This window comes from Luteibacter sp., from assembly GCF_051958795.1.
Taxonomy (GTDB): Bacteria; Pseudomonadota; Gammaproteobacteria; order Xanthomonadales; family Rhodanobacteraceae; genus Luteibacter.
The window spans coordinates 1-4,696 of sequence record NZ_JBQCFT010000239.1; the positions used below are offsets into that span (position 1 = coordinate 1).

At 67.6% G+C, this 4,696-nt stretch carries 5 protein-coding genes; 2 read left to right on the forward strand and 3 right to left on the reverse strand.

Going from position 1 to position 4,696, the window contains the following annotated elements:
• Window positions 1-190: 190 nt before the first annotated feature.
• Window positions 191-1,216 (reverse strand): HDOD domain-containing protein, encoded by a 1,026-nt coding sequence (locus tag ACTHLF_RS11975; RefSeq protein WP_440327571.1) that lies wholly within the window; start codon window positions 1,214-1,216, stop codon window positions 191-193.
• A gap of 115 nt (window positions 1,217-1,331) precedes the next feature.
• Between ACTHLF_RS11975 and ACTHLF_RS11980 the strand changes: the two genes are divergently transcribed.
• Both ACTHLF_RS11980 and ACTHLF_RS11985 read left to right on the forward strand, forming a co-directional pair.
• The gene (locus tag ACTHLF_RS11980) at window positions 1,332-2,204 is read left to right on the forward strand and encodes a pseudouridine synthase (protein WP_440327572.1); all 873 of its coding nucleotides are present in this window, start codon (window positions 1,332-1,334) and stop codon (window positions 2,202-2,204) included.
• A 25-nt stretch (window positions 2,205-2,229) separates the two neighbouring features.
• Complete coding sequence (locus ACTHLF_RS11985) at window positions 2,230-3,627, forward strand: MFS transporter (protein ID WP_440327573.1); 1,398 nt, start codon at window positions 2,230-2,232, stop codon at window positions 3,625-3,627.
• A 10-nt stretch (window positions 3,628-3,637) separates the two neighbouring features.
• Here ACTHLF_RS11985 and ACTHLF_RS11990 read toward each other — a convergent pair whose 3' ends face one another.
• Window positions 3,638-4,084, reverse strand: coding sequence for an RES family NAD+ phosphorylase (locus ACTHLF_RS11990; RefSeq protein ID WP_440327574.1), 447 nt, complete (start codon window positions 4,082-4,084; stop codon window positions 3,638-3,640).
• Window positions 4,084-4,539 (reverse strand): hypothetical protein, encoded by a 456-nt coding sequence (locus tag ACTHLF_RS11995; RefSeq protein ID WP_440327575.1) that lies wholly within the window; start codon window positions 4,537-4,539, stop codon window positions 4,084-4,086. The genes ACTHLF_RS11990 and ACTHLF_RS11995 overlap by 1 nt, the downstream gene beginning before the upstream one ends.
• Window positions 4,540-4,696 lie beyond the last annotated feature (157 nt).

Below are 4,696 nucleotides of genomic sequence, written 5' to 3' on the forward strand. Positions count from 1 at the left end.
GAAGGGGACTCCCGGATGTTGTGGGATGGGGGGGGGGGGGGGGGGTGGGCCCGCCGGCCCCCGCCCCCCCCCCCCCCCCCCCCCCCCCCCACACACAGGACGCGGGGGGCGCCGGGGGGGGGGCGCGGGCGCCGCGCCCCCCGGCCCCCCCCCCCGCTCCCACAACATCCGGGAGTCCCCTTCAACCAGCTCAGGCTTCCGCAGCCGCCGGTGCGCGCAGTTCGTCCCGCGCCGCCAGCAGCCGCTCCTGGCTGAAGCCCTGCGTCGGTGTCGCCAGCAGGACGCTTTCCGGATCGGCCAGGCCGTTCTCCACCAGCACGTCCAGCATGGCGACTCGGCTGGAGGCCAGCAGTGCGCGCCCCAGCGGGGTGCGTGCGCCGGCGTCGGCGGGGTCCGCGCGCTCGGCCAGTGCCTGCACGACGCGCGACGGGAAGTGCCAGTGGCGCGCCGCATGCAGCGACAGCCGTTCGATCTGCTGGCCCACCGCCGCGATGAACGGACGGCTCAGGCTTTCCTGCGCGAGGCCCGCGGCATCCAGCTCCATCAGCAGGGTCTGTGCGCCGGTCTGGCTGACCAGCCCGGCCAGGAAGGCTTCGAACGGATCGGCCGCCGGGCGGCTCAGGAACACGCAGGTGCGCGCGCAGCGTTCCGCGTGCTCCCAGAGGCGGTCGCCCGCGGCGCGGCTGGTCGGGTCGGTGTCCGTGCGCAGGATAGGCCGCATGACCAGCTGCATCACCACCCGGCGCAGGCCGTTCTGGCCCAGCAGGGTGATCGCCTGCGGCAGCCCGGTGACGGGTCGCGCGGTGCGGAAATAAGCGCTGTTCGCCACCCGGATGATTTCGCCGACCAGCACGGTATCCCGGCTGATCTGCTCGGCCAGCATGCGGCTGTTGGTGTCATCGTTGCGCAGGGAGCGCATCAGCTGAGGCACGACGGAGGGCAGCCGGGGCAGGGTGCTGACATCGAAACGTTCGGCGCCGAACGCATCACGCACACGGCGGATCGCGACCTGCTCGGTCGCGCTCATCGCCGGCTCGGCCGAGGGCGCCACGCCGAGCAGCAGGCGATAGAAGCGATCCTCCACTTCCTCCGCCACGATGGCGTTGACCGGCCCGCGCGTATACTCCACCGCCACGGCCACGAACGCATGCTCCGCCTTTGCCTGGGGCGCGGGCGTGCCGCCGCCAAAAAGCTTCCTGAAGAAACGGCCGATCACGGGCGCAACGACCTCAAAGGCGGGGTGGGGACGGGTGTGATGAGTATATGCGCAACGACGGCCGCGGCGTCTTGCGCAGGCTTGCCTGCGGTGGGGTTGAGGGCACAATACCGCCATGCCCGATCTCCCCAAGAGCCGCGTCGCACTGCCGCCTGGCCCATGGCCGACCGTGCTGGCCTTCCTCGCCGAACGCTTCCCCGCCATTCCCCTGACGGAATGGTCCCAGCGGATGGCGCGCGGCCTGGTCGATGATGGCGAGGCGCCGCTCGATCCGCAGGCGCCCTACCGTGCCGGAGGCGCGGTGTACTATCGCCGCGAGGTCCCGGCCGAGGCGCCCATCCCCTTCGAGGAGACGATCGTCCATGCGGACGATGACCTCGTCGTCGCCGACAAGCCGCACTTCCTCCCGGTGATGCCCGCGGGCGCCTACGTCGAGGAAACGCTCTCGGTGCGGCTCGCCCGGCGCCTGGGCAACCCGGATCTCGTCGCGCTGCACCGGCTCGACCGGGCGACCGCGGGGCTGGTGGTGTTCTCGGCGCGGCCGTCGAGTCGCGATGCCTACACGCGGCTCTTCCGCGAGCGGCGCATCGGCAAGGTGTACGAGGCGCTGGCGCCGCCGCTGCCTGGTCTTAGCTTCCCTTATGTGCACGAAAGCCGGCTGGAGAAAGGCGAGCCGTTCTTCCGCATGCAGGAGGTCGCCGGCGAACCGAATGCACGGACGACGATCGATGTGATCGAGCGCGGCGACACGCTCTGGCGCTACCGGCTGCAACCCGTCACCGGCCGCAAGCACCAGCTGCGCGTGCACATGGCGGCGCTGGGCGCGCCGATCGCCGGGGACGTCTTCTATCCCGAGCTGCGCGAGGAAGCGCCGGGTTTCGCGGAGCCGATGTGCCTGCTAGCGCGTGAATTATTCTTCATAGACCCGCTTTCCGGCGAAGAACGGGTGTTCCGGAGCGACCGCATATGGGCAGGCCTGCTAAACTAGCCGCACCTCCGCCGCGCTCCCCCGGATGACCACCGCCCCTGGCTTTCGCACCGTTGCCCTGATCATCGCGAGCGCGATGTTTATGGAGCAATTGGACGGCACCATCCTCGCCACCGCGCTGCCGGCCATGGCCACCTCCTTCGATGTTTCGCCGCTGCATATGAGCGTGGCGCTGACTTCGTACATGTTGAGCCTGGCCGTGTTCATCCCCGCCAGTGGCGCCATCGCCGATCGTTACGGGTCCCGCAACGTCTTCCGCGCCGCCATCGCGTTGTTCACTGTGGGCTCGATCCTGTGCGGCTTCGCCTCGAACCTGCCTTTGCTAGTGGTCTCGCGCCTGTTGCAGGGTATCGGCGGCGCCATGATGGTGCCGGTCGGCCGCCTGGTGCTGCTGCGCTCGGTGCCGAAGTCGGAGCTGGTCAGCGCCATGTCGTGGCTGCTCGTACCTGCGCTGATCGGGCCGGTGGTCGGGCCGCCGCTGGGCGGTTTCATCGTCACCTGGGTGTCGTGGCGCTGGATCTTCTACATCAACGTGCCCATCGGCCTCGTCGGCATGTGGCTCGCCACGAAGTACATCCCCGACGTGCGCCTGACCGAGCGCGTGCCGTTCGACCGGATCGGCTTCGTGCTTTCGGGCGTCTCGCTGTCCTGCCTGGTGTTCGGCCTGGAACTGGCTAGCCGTGGGTCCTCGTCGCTGGCCGGCTCGACCGGGCTGATCATCGCAGGCATGGTCGCGGGCGCCGGGTACCTGCTGTATTCGCGCCGGGTCGAGCATCCGATCCTCGACATGACGCTGATGCGCTTCACGACGTTCCGGCTTTCCGTGATCGCCGGTTCGCTGACGCGCATCACCGCGGGCGCGGTGCCGTTCCTGTTGCCGCTGATGATGCAGCTGGGCTTCGGCCTGTCGGCGGCGCATAGCGGCGTGATCACCTTCGTTTCCGCGCTGGGCGCGATGCTGATGAAGGCCACCGCGGCGCCGGTGCTGCGCCGCTGGGGCTTCCGCGCGACGCTGGTGTGGAACGGCGTGTTCTCGATGATCTGCGTGGCGCTCTGCGCCGCGTTCCGGCCGGACTGGCCGCTGTGGATCATCTACGCGGTGCTGTTGTTCTCGGGCTTCTTCCAGTCGCTGCAGTTCAGCGCGTACAACACCGTCGCGTACGCGGACGTGCCAAGCGAGCGGTTCTCTAGCGCGACGAGTTTCTACACGACGTTCCAGCAACTGATGCTGTCGCTGGGTATCTGCGTGGCGGCTGCGGCGCTGCAGGTGAGCGTGGTGTGGGGCGGCCGCGAGCATGCGGCGTTGCCGGACTTCAGCGTGGCTTTCCTGGTGGTCACCTTCATCTCGCTGATCGCGGCACCGGTGTGCGCGTTGTTGCCGAAGAATGCTGGTGCCGAAATGAGTGGCCACCGGGCTCGGTAGAGTAGGCGGGTCAGGCGAGGTGACGTCGATCAAACCAGAATGCCTCCACCGGACCTTCCGATAGGTGGATTGCAGCCTGCGGATGGGCAGGGTTGATTACATAGATGGTCGAGTGAGCGACGACAGCGGACGGGACGGGCAACGCGAGCGCTCCACAGGATGCTAACCACGCGTCGCCGACGGCCTGGGTCGATGTCTCAGTAGCCTGCCAGCCCGCTGGTAGATCCGGTTGCTCGGAATGCGGTGCGTGCTCACCTATGTCGATGGCAATCAGTTTCAGGGAGAGTGGAATATTGGCCGACGACGGACGCAGGTGAGCAAGCGCCTCAAGCGTAGCCAACGCAGGGTGTTCCGCAGCGTAGATTACCGGGCGACCCCGTGTGTGCCACCGTCCATCCTTGTGGTAACCACCGATGCCCTCGAGCCCGCGCCAGGAAGAAATTCGCCACAGACGCATCAGAAAAACCCGTGAGCAGTTCGCGAGAGTACGGACTCGATGAGCTGAGCGCCGGTGTCAGTGCTGGCCAGGGTCATCGGGCTTTCAGGGGGTTCATCGCTCACGAAGTCCGCGCTCTTCTGAAACCACTCCAGGGCGGCGGTTTCGGTTCCAAACAGTTCGAGAGTCATGACGTAGACCCGCACGATGCGAAGCAAGCGCTCAGATTCGGTGGCATTGAGTTTTCCATCGACCGTGCCGCAGCGCGAAGTGTTCTGGTCGCATACAAGGTCGTCAGGAATGCCGATGCGGTCTGCGGCGCGACGCCAGACGGCAGCGGGTACACCGTGCCGGGCAAGGCGCACCGCATCGGCATGCGACCGAAGGTCGATACCCAGGATGGCGGACATTCGGGCGAATGGCGTCGGGTTGCGGGCGTCGTAGATCGGGTGGGCGTCGGCGACGTGGGTAGGCATATAAGGGCTCCTGGCGATAGCGCTTATTGCGCCAGAAGGTGCTTTGAAAGAGCAGGGGTGTTGATCTCGGAGAGGTGTAGGGCTTTGCCTTGTCGGCTGTCAGTCGACGTTACCCTGCCTGCGTTGGCCTTGTCGCTAGCACCCATCGCGCGCAAGC